The organism is Clostridium sp. C1 (genome assembly GCF_018223625.1).
GTDB lineage: Bacteria > Bacillota_I > Bacilli_A > Erysipelotrichales > Coprobacillaceae > Allocoprobacillus.
The window spans coordinates 2,550,420-2,571,290 of the sequence record NZ_CP073631.1 but is presented as its reverse complement, the minus strand read 5'-3'; the positions used below and the strand labels follow the sequence as shown (position 1 = coordinate 2,571,290).

General features: G+C 31.0%; 19 protein-coding genes and 1 pseudogene. 4 read left to right on the top strand and 16 right to left on the bottom strand.

What is annotated here, in order from left to right; all coding sequences use genetic code 11:
* Positions 1-32: 32 nt before the first annotated feature.
* The 5 genes from KEC48_RS13765 to prfA all read right to left on the bottom strand — a co-directional run bounded on the left by KEC48_RS13765 (position 33) and on the right by prfA (position 5,107).
* Positions 33-1,931, bottom strand: coding sequence for a HAMP domain-containing sensor histidine kinase (locus tag KEC48_RS13765; RefSeq protein WP_211963039.1), 1,899 nt, complete (start codon positions 1,929-1,931; stop codon positions 33-35).
* Positions 1,928-2,602: a response regulator transcription factor gene (locus KEC48_RS13760; protein ID WP_087358294.1), complete on the bottom strand. Its 675-nt coding sequence runs from the start codon at positions 2,600-2,602 to the stop codon at positions 1,928-1,930. The genes KEC48_RS13765 and KEC48_RS13760 overlap by 4 nt, the downstream gene beginning before the upstream one ends.
* An 81-nt stretch (positions 2,603-2,683) precedes the next feature.
* Positions 2,684-3,184: a GNAT family N-acetyltransferase gene (locus KEC48_RS13755; RefSeq protein WP_211963031.1), complete on the bottom strand. Its 501-nt coding sequence runs from the start codon at positions 3,182-3,184 to the stop codon at positions 2,684-2,686.
* A gap of 4 nt (positions 3,185-3,188) precedes the next feature.
* Positions 3,189-4,043, bottom strand: a complete 855-nt coding sequence (gene prmC, locus KEC48_RS13750; RefSeq protein WP_211963023.1) for a peptide chain release factor N(5)-glutamine methyltransferase — start codon at positions 4,041-4,043, stop codon at positions 3,189-3,191.
* Positions 4,040-5,107 (bottom strand): peptide chain release factor 1, encoded by a 1,068-nt coding sequence (gene prfA, locus KEC48_RS13745; protein ID WP_211965506.1) that lies wholly within the window; start codon positions 5,105-5,107, stop codon positions 4,040-4,042. The genes prmC and prfA overlap by 4 nt, the downstream gene beginning before the upstream one ends.
* A gap of 144 nt (positions 5,108-5,251) precedes the next feature.
* On the opposite strand from prfA, the gene KEC48_RS13740 reads away from it, so the two are divergent.
* Positions 5,252-5,902, top strand: coding sequence for an HAD family phosphatase (locus tag KEC48_RS13740; RefSeq protein WP_211963021.1), 651 nt, complete (start codon positions 5,252-5,254; stop codon positions 5,900-5,902).
* 171 nt (positions 5,903-6,073) lie between these two features.
* Here the strand turns inward: KEC48_RS13740 and KEC48_RS13735 are convergent, their stop codons facing one another.
* From KEC48_RS13735 to KEC48_RS13720, 4 genes are all read right to left on the bottom strand, one after another.
* Complete coding sequence (locus tag KEC48_RS13735) at positions 6,074-6,727, bottom strand: ABC-2 transporter permease (protein WP_211963020.1); 654 nt, start codon at positions 6,725-6,727, stop codon at positions 6,074-6,076.
* Complete coding sequence (locus tag KEC48_RS13730; RefSeq protein ID WP_211963019.1) at positions 6,724-7,569, bottom strand: ABC transporter ATP-binding protein; 846 nt, start codon at positions 7,567-7,569, stop codon at positions 6,724-6,726. The genes KEC48_RS13735 and KEC48_RS13730 overlap by 4 nt, the downstream gene beginning before the upstream one ends.
* A 2-nt stretch (positions 7,570-7,571) precedes the next feature.
* The gene (locus KEC48_RS13725) at positions 7,572-7,943 is read right to left on the bottom strand and encodes a GntR family transcriptional regulator (RefSeq protein ID WP_087358280.1); all 372 of its coding nucleotides are present in this window, start codon (positions 7,941-7,943) and stop codon (positions 7,572-7,574) included.
* Between the two features lie 94 nt (positions 7,944-8,037).
* A complete protein-coding gene (locus KEC48_RS13720) occupies positions 8,038-8,457 on the bottom strand; it encodes a GNAT family N-acetyltransferase (protein ID WP_087358279.1) in 420 nt (139 codons plus the stop codon).
* Positions 8,458-8,541: 84 nt separating this feature from the next.
* Between KEC48_RS13720 and KEC48_RS13710 the strand changes: the two are divergent.
* Positions 8,542-9,696 (top strand): annotated as a pseudogene (locus tag KEC48_RS13710) (CapA family protein).
* Positions 9,697-9,740: 44 nt separating this feature from the next.
* Here the strand turns inward: KEC48_RS13710 and KEC48_RS13705 are convergent.
* From KEC48_RS13705 to KEC48_RS13695, 3 genes are all read right to left on the bottom strand, one after another.
* The gene (locus tag KEC48_RS13705) at positions 9,741-11,180 is read right to left on the bottom strand and encodes a family 1 glycosylhydrolase (RefSeq protein ID WP_211963017.1); all 1,440 of its coding nucleotides are present in this window, start codon (positions 11,178-11,180) and stop codon (positions 9,741-9,743) included.
* 83 nt (positions 11,181-11,263) lie between these two features.
* Positions 11,264-13,924 carry a DEAD/DEAH box helicase family protein gene (locus tag KEC48_RS13700; RefSeq protein ID WP_211963016.1) on the bottom strand — a complete coding sequence of 887 codons (2,661 nt, stop codon included), beginning with the start codon at positions 13,922-13,924 and terminating at the stop codon, positions 11,264-11,266.
* A gap of 67 nt (positions 13,925-13,991) precedes the next feature.
* On the bottom strand, positions 13,992-14,825 hold the full coding sequence (locus KEC48_RS13695; RefSeq protein WP_087360450.1) for a DegV family protein: 834 nt from the start codon (positions 14,823-14,825) through the stop codon (positions 13,992-13,994).
* A gap of 192 nt (positions 14,826-15,017) precedes the next feature.
* Here KEC48_RS13695 and KEC48_RS13690 point away from each other — a divergent pair, with 192 nt between their 5' ends.
* Positions 15,018-16,331 (top strand): FtsX-like permease family protein, encoded by a 1,314-nt coding sequence (locus KEC48_RS13690; protein WP_211963015.1) that lies wholly within the window; start codon positions 15,018-15,020, stop codon positions 16,329-16,331.
* Positions 16,303-17,580 (top strand): ABC transporter ATP-binding protein, encoded by a 1,278-nt coding sequence (locus KEC48_RS13685; RefSeq protein WP_211963013.1) that lies wholly within the window; start codon positions 16,303-16,305, stop codon positions 17,578-17,580. The genes KEC48_RS13690 and KEC48_RS13685 overlap by 29 nt, the downstream gene beginning before the upstream one ends.
* 72 nt (positions 17,581-17,652) lie before the next feature.
* On the opposite strand, the gene KEC48_RS13680 is transcribed toward KEC48_RS13685, so the two are convergent.
* Genes KEC48_RS13680 through KEC48_RS13665 form a run of 4 tightly spaced genes read right to left on the bottom strand, consistent with a single transcriptional unit; the run spans position 17,653 to position 20,799 of the window.
* Positions 17,653-18,537 carry a ParB/RepB/Spo0J family partition protein gene (locus tag KEC48_RS13680; protein WP_211963011.1) on the bottom strand — a complete coding sequence of 295 codons (885 nt, stop codon included), beginning with the start codon at positions 18,535-18,537 and terminating at the stop codon, positions 17,653-17,655.
* The gene (locus tag KEC48_RS13675; RefSeq protein ID WP_087360438.1) at positions 18,524-19,297 is read right to left on the bottom strand and encodes an AAA family ATPase; all 774 of its coding nucleotides are present in this window, start codon (positions 19,295-19,297) and stop codon (positions 18,524-18,526) included. The genes KEC48_RS13680 and KEC48_RS13675 overlap by 14 nt, the downstream gene beginning before the upstream one ends.
* 12 nt (positions 19,298-19,309) lie before the next feature.
* Entirely contained in the window at positions 19,310-20,170 is an 861-nt protein-coding gene (locus KEC48_RS13670) for a phosphatidylserine decarboxylase (protein WP_211963009.1), read from the bottom strand.
* Positions 20,167-20,799, bottom strand: a complete 633-nt coding sequence (locus tag KEC48_RS13665; protein ID WP_211963007.1) for a CDP-alcohol phosphatidyltransferase family protein — start codon at positions 20,797-20,799, stop codon at positions 20,167-20,169. Before KEC48_RS13665 ends, KEC48_RS13670 begins: the two co-directional genes overlap by 4 nt.
* Between the last annotated feature and the right edge of the window lie 72 nt (positions 20,800-20,871).

The window sequence follows — 20,871 nt, the reverse complement described above, 5'->3', positions numbered from 1 at the left end:
AAAACCAACAGTTTTTCAACCATTGGTTTTCATTAAAAACGAAAATAAAATAAAACACCCTGTTTTGTATTTTGCACTCCATATTCAAAATGATGCAACTCTAAAATAGCTTTACATATTGCCAGTCCCAGACCTGTTCCACCTTCATTTCTTGCTTTATCTACTTTGTGGAAAGATAACCATATTTTTTCTATATCTTCTTCTGGAATATAAGCGCCTGTATTTTCTACAGAAAAACAATGTTCATCTAAATGAATAATGACTTTTTCTCCTGATTCACTATGATGCAAAGCATTTCCAATAAAGTTTGTGATGACCATTCCAATCTTAAATGGATCTGCTTCAACAATACTAGAATCCAAATCTGTAATTAACTGAACATGACGATTTTCAAATAAACAAGCCATTGATTCTAATGTTTCATCAACAATATCTAATAAATCCACTTCTTCCATATCTAATGTCATATTTTGTGATTCTAGCTTTGATAAATCCAGCATCGCTAAAACGAGTTCATTGATACGTTTGGTTTCATTTTGAATAATTTCAATATACTCATTACGTTTTTTCTCATCTTTTTCTAATTCTACCATCTCACTAAAACCATTAATAATACCTAAAGGTGTTTTAATCTCATGTGTAAAGTTAGAAACGAACTCTTTTCTGACAACTTCTAATTGTTGAACTCTATCAATCTCTTGATGTAAATCATTAATTGTTTTTTCAAGTTCTTTACTCATTCTATCAACACCTCTTGCCAGATCCCCTAATTCATCATGACGAGATATATCAATAGGATAATCAAATTGTTTACGTGAAATACGCCATGCTGCCAGTTCTAATTGCTTAATCGGTCTAACAATCATATACGCAACTACAAAACACATCACAATGATTAAAATAAAAGCCAATATATATGTAGAAGAATTATCATACATAAACTGTTTAAAAGAATCCATAGGTAAATTATTATATTCCTGTGTTACAAAAATATAACCAATTGTCGCATCATCAACAGTTATTTCTTCATCTTCCATTTCTGATGCAGTGTTCCAATCTTCTAAACGCATCATAATCGTTGAATAATATTTCCCATTATATTCATACGGACTCATTAAATAATATTGTGTATAATCATAGACGGATGTATTAAACTCTTTTCCAGAATCTTTAAACTTCTGAAATTCTCTTTTGATTTTTTGTTGAAGTCCTTTAAAGGCATCGTGATAATCTGTTAATAATGCTTTTTGATTTAATTGTGATGACATAGATAATGTATCAGCAGAATAAGGAAACACAAGTTCCATCTTGGCACTCATATAAGAACTGGCAACACCTTCTAAATGAGTGATTTCCCCACTCACCTGTCGTTCAACAATCATTTGATCGTTGATTGTGATTGTCTTAAAATCTAAATCGCGCATCTCATCATTATACTGATTATAGCGTCCAACATGTACATCAATAGATATTTCAAGTTCTGTATTTTGATTTTGTAAAATCAGTTTTTCTACTTTATCCAAATCATTTTGACTCAATGATGAAAAATCAACACTTGTTGCATAATTGGTTCCATTTTCATTTGTAATCAAAGATAATGTTGGACCATCAACCCCATCTCTTGACATATCTAGTATTTGCCCATTTTTATCAACCAGACATTTAATTTTTGTTAAATCTCCTGAAAGAGCATGACGATATAATCTTGAAAACTGTTCAGATGACAAATCCACCTTATTAACAGCTATTTTTTCCAGATAATTTTTCGCAAATTTATCTAAATTACGAATCGTAATCTCAGCATCTGTTTCTACTGTATTTTTAATATAACGTTCTATTCCTAAACGAATTTCATTTCCTAATACAGCCATAAAAGCCAATAAAATAATACAGGCAATTTTAATAATTAAACTAAAGTTTAATTTTTTCATACTGACTCCTTCACATCAAACATGTAGCCAATCTTGACCACTGTTTGAATATAAGGGGCTGCCTCTTTTAATTTCTTTCTTAACTTTTTGACATATGTATCCACAATTCTCTGATCACCATAATAATCATAACCCCAGATGTGATCTAACAGCTGATCTCGTGATAAAATCTTACGTTTATTATCTATAAAATAAATAAGCATCTGATATTCTTTATGTGACAGAGCTGTTTGTTGTCCATCTACAAATACTTCATGCGTATCATCATTAATACGCAAAATGCCTTCTTCAATCATGGTTTCATGTTGCTCATCTTTTTTAAAACGTTTTAATAACGCATTACATTTGGCATATAATAATGAAGGTGTAAAAGGTTTAGAAATAAAATCATCGGCTCCTAAATCATATCCTTTTAATTTATTATCATCATCACTCAATGCACTAATAAATAAAATCGGTATATCATTTTTTTGTCTGACTTGTTTACAAACTTCATAACCATCAATACCAGGCATCATAATATCTAATAAAATCAAATCAAAACTTTCATCCAATAATGATAAACCTTCATATCCATCACTGGCTTCTATAACTTCTTCACCCTGTTTTTGAAAATATTCCACAATAAACTGACGAATCAGTTTTTCATCTTCTATCAATAATACTTTCATGTCTATTCACCCCACTTATAATCATTATACAATAATCATATGGAAAAAATATGAAAAAGCCTTCATTTTTTTATGAAAGCTTTATAAATATTTCATATAACCTACATCATGATAGAAATAAGATTCTTCAAACTGATGAAATTGTAATTTCTTTAATAAGTGAATAGATCGTTGATTATCCTTATAAACATAACAAATGACTTTTTGAAAATGATATGCTTCTTTCATATATTGACAAAAAGCTTCTACAATCTCACTTCCATAACCCTTAGACCAATAAACACTATCCAATGTATAACCTAAAACAAAAACCTTTTCATTAACAACATCTACAAACAAATCACCAATCATGATATCATTGTCTTTTAAAATAACAGCCAAATGATAATTTGTTTTCGGTAGATAAAAAGAAGTGAACTTTAAACATTGTTGAATACGTTTTGTTGCATCTTTTATAGAATACTTTTTCCATGACTGATAATGAGCAACTTCTTTTTTTGAACGATATTCACTCATACGCATAGCATCCGTCAATTGCAGACATCTTAAATATAATCTAGGAGTTTCTAATATCTTTTCCATAAACTTAACCCAAATGATAATAAATAAACAACATACGATCTTTTCCATTGATATCTTTTATAATTTCATAAGGAATGTCTGGAAAATAGTGTTCTACTGCTTCACACATGATTTCTCTTTGATCAAAACCCATTTCAAAAGCTAATAAAGCACGATCTTTTAAAACTTGTTTAACATCTTGAAAGATTTTTCGATAAAAATATAAACCATCATTTCCTCCAAATAATGCCACATGTGGTTCATTATCCTTGACCACACTTTCAATATCCTGATCTTGTGGAATATAGGGTGGATTGGATACAAATATATCAAACTTTTGTTGGTGTTCAATCAATGGCTGTAACATATCGCCCTGATAAAAAGTCACATCAGCATTTAATTCTTTCGCATTTTCTTTCGCTACTTCTAGTGCCTTTTCACTAATATCCGTTGCGACAACCTTAAGCTTTGGTTCTTCTAACGCTAAAGTAATCGCAATAGCCCCTGAACCTGTTCCAACATCACATAAATCAATAGAAGAATAATCATCAAAATAATCATCAATTTTATAAAGAATATTTTCTACCAGTTCTTCTGTTTCATAACGTGGTATCAATACATTTTCATTAACAATAAAATCTCTAGAGAAAAAGTTTTCTTTTCCATTAATATATTGAATAGGTTCCCCATTCATATATCTTTGCATACCATCCTGAAACTGTTTTAATAATTCTTCATCAACTTCTTCATCCATCATTAAATACAATTGATGGGGTTCCATGTTTGCTAAATGGTAAAACAACACTTTTGCGACATTACAATCCTTATCTTTTTCATCTAACATCGCTTCACTTTGACGAATCAAATCTCTTAAAATCATTGTTGTTCTCCTAATAATTTTAATCTTTGATCCTCATTAATCAATGCTTCAATAATATCATCCAGTTTTCCTTCCATGATACGATCTAACTGTTGAATTGTTAAACCGATACGATGATCAGTCACACGATTTTGTGGATAGTTATAGGTTCTGATTTTTTCGCTACGATCTCCAGTTCCAATCTTACTACGACGTTCGCTGCCAATGGCTTCTTCCTGTTCACGAAGTTTCATTTCATATAACTTTGTACGCATCGCTCTCATGGCTTTATCCCTATTGTCATGTTGACTACGCCCATCCTGTGAAGTCGTTACCACACCTGTAGGAATATGTGTAATACGTACTGCTGAATCTGTTTTATTAATATGCTGTCCTCCAGCACCAGAAGCACGATAAGTATCAATACGCAAATCATTAGGATTTAATTCAAAATCCACTTCTTCAGCTTCAGGCATCACAAGAACAGTCGCTGTAGAAGTATGCACACGTCCCTGTGTTTCTGTCTTTGGTACACGCTGAACACGATGTGAACCTGATTCAAACTTCAACTTAGAATAAACGCCTTCACCTTTAATCATAAAGGAAATTAAAGAATATCCTCCTGCTTCACTATCCTGTGCTTCTAAAACTTCAATTTTCCATCCCTGTGATTCCGCATATTTCACATACATTCTATACAAGTCACCAGCAAAGATATTTCCTTCATCTCCACCAGCAGCACCACGAATTTCAACAATAACATTTTTATTATCATTTGGATCTTTAGGAATTAATTCTAAATGAAGTTTTTCTTCTAATTGAGGTTTCTTTTCTTCTAATTCACTTAATTCCAGTTCAGCCATTTCCTTAATTTCTGGATCACTTTCTTTAAGTAATTCTTTGGCTTCTTCAATTCCATCTAAAACCTTTTTATATTCTTGATATAACTGATAAGCATTTTCCAGACTTGCCTGTTCCTTAGAGGCTTCTGTCATCTTTTGAACATCATTTGCAATGCTTGGATCCATTAATATTTCATTTAATTCTTCATATCTTCTTGCGATTGTTTCCAATCTTTCCATCATATTATTCATACTCTAACCTCCAAACCGTTACCATTATAATATAAACATTCAAAATAAGCAAAATAATCTTGTCATAATCTTTGTTTTTTCATTGACACAGATAGATCATTTTTTTATACTCAATATAAAGTGGAGGAATAAAAAATGTTAAAAGCGGTTATTTTTGATATGGATGGATTAATGATTGATACAGAAAATGTCACTTATCAATGTTATAAAGATGTTTTAAAAACAATGAACTTAGAAATGACAAAAGAGTTTTATACAACTTTATTAGGGCGTACTATGGAAGCAACAAGACGCGCAATGTTTGATCAATATGGCGAAGATTTTCCTATTGAAGAAGTTGCGAAAAAGGTACATCAGTTAATGGATGAACAATTTGCAAGAGATGGTGTTCCATTAAAAGATGGTCTTGTTGAATTGTTGACTTATTTAAAGGAACATCATTATAAAACAATGATTGCTACTTCAAGTCGTCGTGAAAGAGTCAATGCTTTATTAACTGATAATGGCATTCTCAATTATTTTGATGATGTGATCTGTGGTGATGAGGTCGAACATGGAAAACCTGCTCCCGATGTTTTCTTGAACGCTTGTCAAAAGTTAAATGTTCAGCCAAGTGAAGCCCTTGTCTTAGAAGATAGTGAAGCAGGTATACAAGCAGCCCATAACGCTCATATATCTGTGATTTGTATTCCAGATATGAAATACCCTGATGAAGATTATGCTAACAAAACAACTTGTATTCTTGATTCACTTCATCAAGTTATTGATTATATTGACAATTTATAAACATAAAAGATTATCAGCCTCAAAAACTGATAATCTTTTTTCATTGATCATTTTTTCTATTCTTTCGATTCTTTCTTTGACGATAAGCTCGAATAGCCTTATTTCTCGTCGGTATCCCAACCCCTAAAAGCAACACAACCATAAGTATTGTGAAATCCATTGATGATTCTCCTAAAATTCTTTTTTATTCATAATAGATAGACTGACTTTTAAAGAGACCAACATAATTAAAAATCCAATCATCAAAAGAATCACCATAAACATTACTGGACCTAAAGCATCAATAGCTAAAATCAATGGAAGAACATTAATATGAAAGATTTCCACTATTTTCATAACCACAAATCCAATCACAACAAGGACACCTACACAAGCAATGAGAGCATATCTTCCTTTTTCTCCACCAAAACGAAGATGAACAGGTATCATCAATGATTCTATGACAAGAAACATCGGTAAAATCACGAAAGCTCCAATCAACATATCTGAAGTCACAGGCTTCCCCTGAACAATAAGCATCAAGCTACATATCATCACTGATACTATCCAGGCTCCTGTTCCTAAAATCAATCCATAAACATACTTTTCTAAAACATAAGTTTTTCTAGAAAAAGGAAGTGTTAATAAGAATGGATAACCATTATCAAATTCATCATAAGAAATCGTACTGACGGTAAATAATGATAAAATCAATGTTATAAAACCAATCATAAAAGTTGGATCTTGCGAACTGATTGATATCAAACATGCCACAACAATAATAATGATAAAGAAATTCTTTTGCATTAACATCAATTTAAAATCTTTAATCAATAAACCTTTCATGATTTTTCACCTCTAATCATCATTGTCATCACATCATCAATATGACTATTTTCTAATACAATATTAGGATAATTTTCTCTATAATATTGTTTTTGATGAGTCAAACAGCTATAACCATAACTTTCTTTTTTGTATTTTAAGATATACGCCTTATCCAACTGTTCAAATTGCTGATCATCTACTTTTAATAAAGCATATTCACTTAATAAAACATCCGTCTCTTCATGCATAATCACTTGACCATTATGAATCATATAGACATCATCACAAAGTGTTTCTAAATCACTGGAAATATGAGAACTGATTAAAATAGCTCTTTGATCATCTTCTGCCATATAATCCCTCATCATATCAAGCAATTCATCTCTCGCAATCACATCTAGCCCCGCTGTTGGTTCATCCAAAATCAACAGTTGAGCCTGATGACTCATCGCAACGATAATTTTCAATTTTGCTTTCATCCCTGTAGAAAATTCTTTGATTTTCTTATTTTTAGGCAATTCAAACTGATTCACCATACGTAAGAAGAATGATTTATCAAATCGTTTATATAAATTCTCTAATATAGGAATAATATCTGATATTGTTAAATATCCACTAAAACCTGAATCCGATAAAACAACACCTAATAACTGTTTATCCTCTTCATTCAAAGCAGATTGACCAAATATTTCAATTGATCCTCCATCACATTGAATTAACCCTAAGATAGCTTTAAATGTTGTACTCTTTCCAGCTCCATTTTGTCCTATCAAGCCAGTGACATAACCTGGTTTGACTTCTAAAGAACAGTCTAATGAAAATGAAGCATAATTCTTTTTTAAATGTTTTACCTTTAACATAATTAACCCTCCAGAATCATCTCAAATAAACTCTTTAATTCTTCATCACTGATTCCACATCTTCTACCTTTTTGAATGGCCATTTCCAAATCGGCTTCGATTTCCTTTTTTTGTTCTTCTAATAACAATTCACGATTATTCGCACTCACATATGTTCCTTTTCCATGAACTGTCACTACAAACCCTTCTTCTTCCAAGTTATCGTACGCTTTCTTGACAGTCAGGGCACTTATTTTCAACTCTTTTGAGAGAGTACGAACAGATGGTAACTGATCATTTTCTTTAAGTTTTCCTTTTCTTATCATTGTTTTGATTTGATCAACAACTTGTTCATATATAGGTGTCATTAAAGAATGATTAATAATAATTTTCATTTTCTCCCTCCTGTTCATAAACAGTATATAACAGTATGAAACTGTTGTCAACTGTTATATGCTGTTATATTAAAAAAGAACTATTTTCATAGTCCTATAAATTCTTTGTATAATTATAATGCGACATTTCATAACCATTTTGTTCATAAAAATGATGAGCCTGTTTTCTATATGTAGATGTTGATAATTCAATTTGTTCTAAATGAAGATCAATCGCTTTTTTCTCTATAGCCTGTAATAACTGTTGTCCAATACGTTTGCCTCTACATTCTGGTAAAACAACCAGTTCCACAATTTCTCCTGTATCTTGATTATGATGTAAATAATGATGAATCTGAAAGCTTAAAAACCCTAATATTTTATCTTGTCGATAAACCAGATATATCACATCATTACTATTGATTCCCTGGTGATAAGTTTGTTTAAAATGATCATAATCCAATTTCTGATTTTCTAATATACACATTAAGTCATAAATCTCATCACAATCTTCTAATCTTGCTTTTTCAATCATATAAACCCTCTTTTCTCTATATTTTATTATATCATAGGTATTGAACAGCTTTCGACAATATTATACAATCATTATGGTGATTTCATGAAAAAAATAAAATTATTTGTTTGTTTGGTCCTTTTGCTTGTTGGATGTCAACCGCAACCACAAACACAACCTCAAAAAGAAGAAACAAAAAACACAGTAAGCTGTCATTTTATTGGTGATTTATTATATGAGAAGCCTTATTATGACTGGATCGAAGATGATAGCCAAGATAAAGGCTATTATGATTTGGTAAGACCTTATCTACAAAATGATGATTTATCCATTGCTAATCTGGAAACACCTATTGGTGGTAAAGAACTGAACATTTCTGGGACAGGCTATTCTTTTAATGCTTCTCGTGAAATTGGTAAACAGGTAGCATCGCTTGATTTAGAAGTCGTTTCAACTGCTAATAACCACGCTAATGATTGAGGAAATCAGGGCATTGATAATACCCTTGATTTCTTAAAAGAAAAAGATATTTTAGCTGTGGGCACTTACTATAATCAAGATGATAGAGATCAAGGAAAATATATGACTATTCATGGAATAAAGTTTGGTTTTGTATCTTATACATATGCAACAAATCAAATTGTCAGTGATGAAAATCAAGCCAAAGTTGCTTTATTTAATCGTCCTAGTGACCGAAAAATGACACAGGCATATAAAGATTTATTAACGAAAGAAGTGACTCAAACTAGAGAAAACTGTGATGTCTTGATTGCAATGATGCATTGGGGAAATGAATTTACATATGATATTTCAACTCAACAAGAAGAAGTATCTCAATTGCTTAGTGATTTAGGTGTTGATATTATTATTGGTAATCATTCTCATTGTTCACAGCCTATGGAATGGATCAATAATAATCGCACTTTATGTATGTATTCTCTAGGAAATTTTGTAAGTGCAGACCCTATTGTCGATCGTACTCACCAGGAATTTAAAAATGCATATAATGTTTCAATGATGGTTTCACTTGACATTGTAGAAGAAAATAATCAAATTTCTATTCAAAACATTGACTATATCCCTGTTATCAATTACTATGATGAACATTTACAAAACTTTAAACTTATTCCTTATGATCAATATACATCTCAATATGAAACAACACATTATCATTATCAAAATGGTTTGACAAAAAAATGGATTGAAGAAACTTATCAAAAACTTATACCTGAAAAGCTATCAAATCATCAACTTCAATAAATAGCTTTATAAAATGATAACCGCACTCAAAGTGCGGTTATTTTTTAATCTAAATCTTCACCATTTGTTTCAATAACTTTTTTATACCAATAGAAAGATTCTTTCTTACGACGAGAGAAATCTCCTGTTCCATCATCATATCTTTCAACAAAGATAAATCCATAACGTTTAGCCATTTCTCCTGTTGAAGCAGAAACCAAATCAATGCATCCCCAAGGTGTATAACCTCTTAAATCAACACCATCTAAAACAGCTTCATGCATTTGTTGGATATGACTTCTTAAATAATCTATACGATAATCATCGCGAACTTTACCATCTTCATCTATCTTATCATAAGCGCCTAATCCATTTTCTACGACAAAGATTGGTTTTTGATAACGATCCCAGATTTCATTTAATGAATAGCGAAGTCCAATAGGATCAATTTGCCATCCCCAGTCACTTGCTTTTAAGTATGGGTTTGGAACCCCACCTAAGATATTTCCTTTACCAGATTCTTTAGATTTGTCAGCCGTTTGACAATTTGACATATAATATGAACATGTATAGAAATCAACAGGTCCTGCCGCTAAAATATCATCATCACCCGGTTCCATATGTACTGTAATGTTGTTATCTTTAAAATATCTCTTGATATAGTTTGGATATTTTCCACGACATTGAACATCACTACAGAACCAGTTCATTAAGTGTCCTTTTTGTTGATTAACAATTTCATCTTCTGGATTACAAGTTAAAGCATAACTTGTTGCCATAATTTGCATACATCCTACTTGATAATTTGGATCAATTTCATGAGCCATTTTTACAGCTAAAGCACTGGCGACAAATTGATGATGTAATCCTTGAAAACGATTATTTGGATTATCAACCTGATCCATAAAATCCATTGTTTTGATTTCGTTTAAAATCCCTTGAGATAAAAATCCACCCATTGGTGTTGTCGCACTATTGATTTCATTGAATGTTAACCAGTATTTGACTTTTCCTTTATAACGTCTAAAGATAGCTTTACAGAAATTTAAATAACAGTCAATCATTCTGCGATCAGCCCAACCATTCCATTTCTTTGTTAAATGGAATGGTACTTCATAATGAGAAATAGTAACCATCGGTTCAATACCATATTTTAAACATTCATCAATTAAACTTTCATAGAATTTTAATCCTTCTTCATTAGGTTGTTCTTCATCACCATTTGGAAAGATTCTTGTCCATGCGATAGAAAAACGATACATTTTAAATCCCATCTGGGCAAACAATGCAATATCTTCTTTATATCTATGATAATGATCAATTGCATCATGACTTGGATAAAATGTTCCTTCTTCTAAAACAGGTGTAATTCTTTTACTAACGGTTGCTGTTCCACCAGTACAAATATCTGGACAAGAAACACCTTTTCCTCCTTCTTGCCATCCTCCTTCTAATTGATTGGCAGCAGTTGCTCCACCCCAATAAAATCCTTTAGGGAAACTCATATTTTTTACTCCTCCTTTTTGTACTTATTATAATCAAAAACTCATTTTATTTCGCTATATTTTCAAACAATGAAAGAAATATATTATTCCAAAGCTCCTTTAACTTTCTTTCTTGTAAGAAGTCTGTTTTGCCGATTAGCCAAAGCATCCCTTCTTCCTTGCAGTAAAATCTTTCTTCCCTGTTCATTTCGTGTATAAATCAGCTCATATCTTCCAATATAAGGTTGCATACACTTTGCAAAAATCATCGCATCTTCTTTACGTTTAGAAAAAACATCCGGCACAACAAAATAACGATTTGTTTTTGGTCTTTGATGCTTATTGTAGAGAATATAACGTTGATTATCCATTTCATCAAAAAACTCATTCACACATTTCGCAAACAACACCTTATCATGAGCTGTTCCACCACTCAAATAAATAGAATAGAAAACTGCTTGGGATTCTGTTTGTACACGACAGTTCAACAACTCAAACATATGCATATTGAGCATAGCCTGATAAATGCCATCACCAAAAGCCTGTAAACGATTTAAAGGATTTCTCCAAGTCAAAACTTTCTTCAATTTCAAAAATACAGTCATTAACCCAACCATCACATAAGTCACTAACAAATACATGATATACGTACTCGTTATTTCAAAAAATACCATCAATGCAATAACTACAATAAATGCTAAAATAAAACTGACAATTATAATCATCATGTGTCTTAAAGCATCATACAATAAAACGCTTGTTATATTCTGGTCTTCTGTTTCAATCTCATCAACAACTTCAATCTTATCATAGATAGCTAAAGAACGTTGCCATCTTTCTTTTAATTGATTTCGTTTAGATGATAATGCTAACTTTTTTTGATTTGTTGTTTTGATATGTGCACGTGTTAATGGATATTGAATAGCTGTTAATCTCTCAATTCCATTTTCAATAAAATCTTTTTCATAATGCAAACCTAAAAAATGTTCCATTCTTCTTTTTAAATTTTCAAAATCACTTTCATTGTCTTCAATAAATTGACGACGATTAATAATTCCCTTATGAGGTGGAATACAAACCAGATGCCAGATATGACTGACTTTATCTGGATCTTTAGCATATGTACGAATAGCTCTCCCACGCATTTGATTGCTTAACATAAAAGAACCTACAAAACTCGCAAGAATTAAAGTGTTGACACAAGGAGAATCCCATCCTTCACCAAGTAATGATTTGGTTCCAATGAGTATTTGAATATCTTCCTGTTCAAACAATGTACTCACTGCTTTAATGATATCTTGATGATTTCCTTTCATTTCCACTTTCACATAATCATCGATCTTCTTTAATGGTTGAAAAACTATACGATCCTTTTGTTCTACAAGTTGTTTTAATTGTTCTTGAAAACATGCAGGGATGATAATCATTGAACCACATAATACTGCCAAATGAAAAGGTTGAACCTGCTGAATACTTTCCCTTCTTAACATTTCAAAGAATGGCAAGACGCCTAAAGCATGAACATTCATACTTTCATCACCAATGTCTTTTTCATACTCTGCTTTAATATAATCTGTTAAAATCAGAAGTTTTAAATTCTTTTGCATATTTTGATATTCATGATTGACAATCACTTTGATACTTTCACATTTCCCCACTGAAGAAATCATCATCTTTTCAAAAGCTATATCGACTTGCATAACGACTTTCTTTTTATCAATCATTCCATAAGATTTGATATATTGATATAATTCTTGAAAGTCTTCTTCTAAAATAGTATAGGAATCGCAATCATCAAAGAAAAAACCTTGTAATAATATTTCCATCCATTGTATAGACATAGGTTCCAATGTCTTTGTTCCTAATATTTTCAAATATTCTTTGGGATAAGACAAGTGTTGACTTTCTAAGTAAATGAATAAAGATGATAAATAAGCTGGATTTTCTAAAGCACGATCTAAATCTTGAACAGATTGTACGTAGGGATGTGATAATACTGCCTGTTGAAATAAAGAATTTGACATAAAATAATGAAAAACTGTTTGTGCATCATCTTGAAACTTTTTCATCTTGGCTTCTTCTTTAGCTGTTGGATAATTAAAGTAAACATAATCTTGATGAGGACATAAACTCCCCTCTTTTACAAGTTCTGGTACAGTAATTTCTACATCAATATCTCCACACATATCCAGATACCTTGTCCACATTGCCGGTGTTGAATCATAAGGTGGTGTCGCTGTTAGAGAAATAGTAAAAAGCGAAGACGATATTTCTTTTTTAAAATCTTCTAAAGCCTTCCACCATTCTGTTTTTAAATGATGGCATTCATCTAAGCATAAAGTTTGAATCCCTGCTTCACGAACTGCATCAATCAATGAATAATCTTGATAATCCATATTTTCTTCATCATCTTGTTGACTCACTTTTTTCATGGCACTATGAATAGATTGATATGTCGCTACATTGATTAATTTTAGATGTTTTAAATCTTGTGATATATAATCTTCACTTTTTAACCCCTTTTTTAAAAAAGCTTCATTTATTCTTGATACCCATTGTTGACGTATTGTAATCGTAGGTACCAGAATTAATGTAGGCTGATTGACTAATCTTATGATTTCTATTCCCAATGTTGTTTTCCCAGAACCTGGAGCTGCAACAATATGTATTTTCTGATCCTTCTTCAAAATATCTAATTGATCTAATATTCTTTGTTGATAATCTCTCCAGACTCCCTGAAACTCCAAAATATCTTGACAATTCATTTTGATCACCTTCTTTTTTATTATATAATAAAAGACCATTAATGACATCATTAACAGTCTATTCATTTTATTTTCTAATCGTTTGTACAGCAATACATCCTGGTCCACCTTGAGCAATAAAAACAGGTGAAAGTTCATAAATCTCAATCACTGTATTTTCAAATGTTTTTTGTAACTGTTTGACAACATCCTGTGCCTGTTGTAAAACTCCTGCATGCGTCACATAAATCTTAAAGTCTTCATTAACACCCAATTCTTGAAAAGCCTTGATAATTTCTTTAATAGCACTTTTTAAAGTTTTTTTCATCGCATATTTTTCTAATCTTTTCGCATCTTTTGTTGTTGTCATAATAGGTGTAATCTTCAACATGCCTCCCAGTGTTGCTGCTAGTGGTGTTAAACGCCCACCACGTTTTAAAAATCCAAAATCCTGTGGAATTAAAAACGATTTTTCACAAGCAATACTTTTATGCAGTTCTTTCATCATATGATGAATATCCATGCCCTTTTCTTTTAAAGTAACAGCTTTTTCCACTAAATATCTTTGTGGTCCACATAAAGTCATAGAATTAATCACATGAATATTTTCACTATGATCTACACTTTCTTTCGCACTCACTGTACTTTGATATGTTCCAGATAGACCATCTGCCATATTAATCACAAGAATATCTTCATCTGGATATTTTTCAAACATTTCCATAGTTTCCCCAATGGAAGGTTGTGATGAACTTGGAATATGTCCTTCCTTAACAATTTCTAAAAACTCCTGACTTGATATATCCACATATTCTTTATAACTCTTTTTATCAGCAATAACATTTAATGGTAAAACATCAAAACCTAATTTCTTCCCTTCTTCAGGTGAATATAATGCCCCAGTATCCGTAATAATTCTCATACTCATTCTCCTCATATGTATTATCTCTATTTATAAATTAACAAATATACATTTGAATGTCAATATAAATGTAGTTTTTAAAACCATATTTAATAGAGAAGTAAATCTATTGATAATTTTATTAAAAATATCGAAAATTATTTAAATTATTTTATTACAGTAGTATTATATAAGTAGAAAGAAGGAATAGATATGTTCGTATTTACAATCAAAACTATCAAATCACAAAAGAAAAGTTATCTACTCTATTTTGTTATGATGACGTTGTTGTTTGCATTTGAATTTTGTTTTATTGCTATGTTTGATTATTTAAATCAACTCTTACTTGATCCCATAATCTTCATGGCTATCAGTTTTATCCCCTTTATGTCATTATTTATTTCTGTTGTTTTAAGTGCTTTTTTATCTCAATACTTTATTCAAAGTAAACAACATGAATTTTCTATGTTATTGATGTTTGGAAGAAAACCTAAAGACCTTTTCATTTATCTGTTGATTCAATTTGGTACGATACTACTTACAGCATTTATCATAGGAATAGGTTTAGGTATTTTACTTATTGAAATGATCAATATATTCTTAGCCAATCATTTCACTTTTTTCTATAGTATACCTTATACCATTTTTATTGATGTATTTGTTCTGATCTTTACTCTTATTATTGTTTTTGCATTAAGTGCCAAACAATTAACTTATATTGACTGTCATATGATGGAAACACTTCATCAAAAAACCACACAAGAAATCGCTCCTTATCAAATCTTCATGAGTCGTCATTACTATAAACGTAAAATTCCATTTTCTCGTATTTTCATATCCATTATTGAAATCATCATTCTTTTCTATTCCATTGATGCCCTTGTTCATAATACAATACTCCAAAATAAACTCATCTATTTTCTCTTATGTTTTTCATCCATCATATATCTTTCTAATCAGTTTATTCCCCTTATATTTGATTTATTCCATAAACAAATCACTCATCATTCTCTCCTCTTTCACTCTCTTACAAGTTATATGTATCTTACCCATCAGCTCTTATCCATCACAAACATCCATTCCATCGTTTTACCTTCACTTTTTATGTTATTGATGTTATGCGATCCAAATAATCATATCACACTACTGGTTGTGCCATGTTTTATAATGTTATTGATATTATTGTTGATGTGTATTGTGATGAAATATATGTTCTATCTACAATCTCTTAAAAAAATATACGCAACACAAGGAGCTTTAGGATATAGTATACGTCAACTTTTTCAAATATCACTTTTTAAAAACTTATTCTTTTTCCTTTTCATTGTTTTGATTCCTTATCTCTATATTCATTATTTAGGACAATATATTATTCAAAATCAGATTTTAGAGAGTCAAATGATGTATGGTTTAGAAATATTTTATTTCATTTCTTATTTAATTTTTATGGTTTCTATGATTTATAAAGAAAAACAATTCATGAAGGAGGCAACAAGTTATGTCAAATATCTTAATCGAAGCGAATAACATTTCTAAGGTTTATGATCCTGATATTCTTTTAAAAAGAGGGAAAAATATATATGCATTAAATAATGTCAATTTTGAATTACAAAAAGGTGATTTTATAAGTATTATGGGACCTTCTGGTTCAGGAAAAAGTACGTTATTAAATTGCTTATCTACCTTAGATCAACCTACATCTGGACATATTCAAATCTTTGGAAAGCATTTATCAAAACTTCATCAAAATGATCTATGTGAATTTAGATTTCAAAAATTGGGATTTGTTTTTCAAAATCATAACTTAATTCCTTATTTATCTATATTTGATAATATTGCGGCTCCTCTTATTTTAGGACATCAACAAAATCAAGAAATTGAAAAAAGAATTCATGAACTCGCAAAAATGTTAGAAATTGAAAAAATACTAGATAAGTTTCCTCATGAATGTTCTGGTGGTGAATGTCAAAGAACAGCCATTGCTCGTGCCCTTGTCAATCAACCAGAAATCTTGTTTTGTGATGAACCTACAGGTAATTTAGATTCTAAAAATTCTCATAAACTCATGACCTTTTTATCTCAACTCAATCAACAAGAAACAACGATTGTCTTAGTCACACATGATTCCATGATTGCCAGTTATGGAAAAACAATGATGTATCTTTATGATGGTGGAATCAAAACAGTGATTCATAGAAATCAAGCAACTCAAAAACAATTTTTAGAACAGATTAATGAGATTATTCATCGTGATACTCTTTTGTTTGAATTTGATCAGACACAACCTCAATTACAATCATCTTCTCACCAAATAGAAGTTCAAGATCAGGACATTGCTTTTGTTTCTAGACAAACCGTCTATATGGTCATGGAAGGTATTAAAAGCGATGAAAACATTCTTAAAAACAGTACACCTTTATTCATTGATAGTACACAAATATCATATAAAAACAAAAGAAATGATTTGATTCAATTTGATTTACAAGATATTCAGAAAATACGTATGGACCTTTCTGCTCACTTTGTTAATTTTGGACTTCTTAGTCAATATGTATTTCATATCCTTTTAGATTGTGTCAGTTCAAAAGGTGTCTATCAATTGAAACTGAAAAACAGAGATGATTTTATCTACTTTATCCATTATTTCCATCAACTTCACATTCCTATAGATGATCCTCGTCATATCGAAGAAACTTATCAAAAATATCCCGATGATTACAGTCGTCAAAAATATTATCAAAGAACACATAAAGATCTTATTTCTTATAAATCGTAAAACAATATAGTCAAAAGCATCACTTCAAAGTGATGCTTTTCAATTAAAAAGATATGCTTAACAACATATCTTCTATTCTTCTTCAATGACACCCATTAATTCTAAAAGACGATTTAAATCTTGAGTATCAGTATATTTTAATGTAATGGTATGTTCATCCACTTTTATCTTCGTACGATATTTTTTACGTAACAATCCTTCTACATAAACATATTCTTTAGGTTTCACTTCTTTTGGTTTGGCTTTTCTTGCCTCTTGAAGTTTAATCCCTTTGACAATATCTTCGACTTCTCTTACAGATAATTGTTGATCAATGGCTTTTTTTGCAACTTCTAAAGCTTTCTTTTCATCAATGGTAATTAAAGGCTTAATATGTCCCATTGTTAATGTCCCATCTAGAACATAATCCTGTAATTTTTGTGGCATCTTTAAAAGTCTGACAGTATTAGCGACATGGGCTCTTGACTTTCCAATACGTTTCGCCAATTCTTCCTGTGTCAAATCCAGTTTTTTCATCATTGTCTGGTATGCCTGTGCTTCTTCGATCGCATTCAAATCTTCTCTTTGAATATTTTCCAATAAGGCAATTTCCATCATCTGCTGATCTGTAAATTCTACAATAATCGCAGGAACTTCTGCCAATCCAACAATTGAAGCTGCACGATAACGTCTTTCCCCTGCAACAATCTCATAACCCTGTATTGCCTGTTTTAAAATAATAGGTTGAAAAATGCCATGTTCCTTAATAGATTGTGCCAATTCATTTAATTTTTCTTCATCAAAATGCTTTCTAGGTTGATAAGGATTAGGTCGAATCTGATCGATAGGCACTTGTATTTGAGCAAATTGAGAAGGCTTCTTCTCAATCGCATCAATCATTGTTTGAATATCTTCTCCTTGAAATAATTCATTTAATCCTTTTCCCAAACCACTTTTTTTCTTTTTACTTGCGGCCATTACGTTTCACCACTTCCTTTGCCAGTTTTGCATAAGCCTTAGCTCCTTCTGAATGAGCATCATAATCAAAAATATTCAATCCTTCTGATGGTGCTTCCGATAATTTAATATTTCTAGGAATCACGACATCATATACTTTTTCTCTAAAATACTTACGAACTTCCTGTGAAACTTCTACCCCTAAATTCGTACGGGCATCTAACATCGTTAATAAAACACCTTCAATTGTCAAGTTTTCATTAAATACTTTTTGCGTTAATAAAATTGTATTTAATAATTGTGTTAAACCTTCCAAAGCATAATATTCACATTGAACAGGAATCAACACAGAATCAGCTGCAGTTAAAGCATTGGTGTTTAATAAACCTAATGCTGGAGGGCAATCAATAATCACATAATCATACTGATTTTTATAATCACCCAATGCTGATTTTAGTCTTTGTTCTCTACCTGATTTGACTTGTGACAATTCAATTTCCACACCAGCCAAATCAATATTTGCTGGAACAATGTCAAGGTTATCAACACCAGAAGCAATACGAATCTCTTTAATTGGCATTTGTTGTGTAATAGCGTCATAAATTGTATATTCCAAAGATGAGCGGTCAACACCCAACCCTTGTGTTGCATTAGCTTGAGGGTCAATATCAATCAACAAGACTTTCTTCCCCATATAAGCAAGAGCTGCACTTAAATTGACACTTGTTGTTGTTTTTCCAACACCACCCTTTTGATTTGTAACAGCTATAACCTTTGACATTTTCTTTCCTCCTTATTTTTTCATTCCAATCTTTTCACCCATCAACACACGTGTTTCATCATGATGTAATGAGTGACTCACAATATCTTCATCTATTTCAACTATATCTTTTTTCAATAAAACAACAATCGTTGAACCGCCAAACTCAAAATAACCTTTTTCATCACCACGACAAAAAGAATCAAGAGAATGATTAACAATCTTACCAACCATCATAGCCCCAACTTCCATATAAATTACATCATCAAAATGCAATGTATGTAATAAAGAATAACTACGAGAATTTTGTTTATAAATAGGATAATAATCATTAGCGATAGGATTCACTGTATGAAAAACACCTTTTATATAAACATCTTCTTCTTTAGAACCATCATCAATAAAACAATAACGATGATAATCATCAACCGATAAACGAAACACCAGACATGTTCCCCCATCATATTGTTGAGCCAGTTCATGGTTCCCTAATAAATCTGATAAATAATACATCGTATCTTTAATCCACAATTTTGTATCTTCTCCAATGCGATAATACGTTAATTTAGAATCAGCTGGAGCAATCAAAACATGATGATCTTGACATATAGGTCTTGCTTCTTTTTTGATTTGTCTTGTAAAAAAATCATTATAACAGCGATAATCCTGTTTTTCATATTGATTCATATCAATATGATGATTTTGAATAAATGATTGAATTTGACGTTTTGATAAACGACTATTCATATACATCCCACCTATATGGGTAATAAAAGGAAGGGTTAACACTTTCAGTGCACATCTTCCTAAAAAATGACTATATAATAATTTTAATAAACGATTTTGACTTTGATTGACTTTTAATTCCTGTCCTTGACGATTGACAACTCTCATAGCATTATCAATCCTGCACAAATCAATATACCAACAACTAACATGACCAAAATTCCTTTTAAACCAGGTTTTCTCACTTTAAAATTAATAACAAATGCCCATGCTGTGATAAACATAACCCATGCATATATACTATATGTCATTTCCACTGTCAAAAAATGTCTTAATAAATAGACAGCTGGAAAGATTAATGCTGCACTTGTGACAGGTAAACCTTGATAGTATTTTCTTTTTTCTGTGGTTTCTTTTTGTCGCATTTCTTCAACCACATTAAAATACCCTAATCTGCTAATTGCACAAAGTGCATAAAACGCAAAGATAAAAAACCATAGCCAAGTTACACCACACACAATAGAATCCATCATGGTATAACCAATAATAGCTGGAAATATACCAAAACTAAACATATCAGCTAATGAATCAATTTGTATTCCAAATTTTCTTTCTTCTTCTGTTCTGTCTTTCTTTGTACGTGCCACCATTCCATCAAAGGAATCAAATGCACCACTTAATAATAAGCAAATAAGTGCTCCATCAAAATTTCCTTTAAATGCTAAATGCGTTCCAAATAAAGCACTGATTAAACTTAAATAAGTTAATATGACAGTATAATTATAAAAACCAATCATATCTTTCTCCCACACTTTTTATTTTAACGGTTGTATTATAGCATACTTCTCCATGTTTTTATAGGACTTTTC